The 367-nt window shown below is 73.8% G+C and carries 1 protein-coding gene; it reads left to right on the forward strand.

Annotated features, from left to right (window positions below; all coding sequences use genetic code 11):
* Positions 1–367 (forward strand): SDR family oxidoreductase (locus J0695_RS35665; protein WP_206968924.1); only part of this gene is annotated, 367 nt, incomplete at both ends.

Consider the following 367-nt stretch of genomic DNA (forward strand, 5'->3'; position numbering starts at 1 on the left):
CCGCCGAGTCGACCCTGCGCTTCCTCCTCTCCCCCAGGTCGGCGTACGTCAGCGGCCAGGTCATCGAGGTCGCCGGCACGGAGGCGACCGCACCCGCGTCCTGGGACCACCCCCTCGCAGGCCGCACCGCTCTGGTCACCGGCTCGGCGCGCGGCATCGGCGCGGCGGTAGCCGAGACGCTCGTACGGGACGGGGCCCATGTCTTCTGCCTCGACATCCCCCGGTCCGAGGAGGAGCTCACCCGCACGGCGACCCGCCTGGGAGCGACCGCACTCCCCCTCGACATCACGGCCCCTGACGCGGCGGACCGGATCACGGAGGCTCTCGGTGACGGCGGCGGCCTGGACATCCTGATCCACAACGCGGG

This window comes from Streptomyces beijiangensis (assembly GCF_017315755.1).
GTDB classification, from domain to species: domain Bacteria; phylum Actinomycetota; class Actinomycetes; order Streptomycetales; family Streptomycetaceae; genus Streptomyces; species Streptomyces beijiangensis.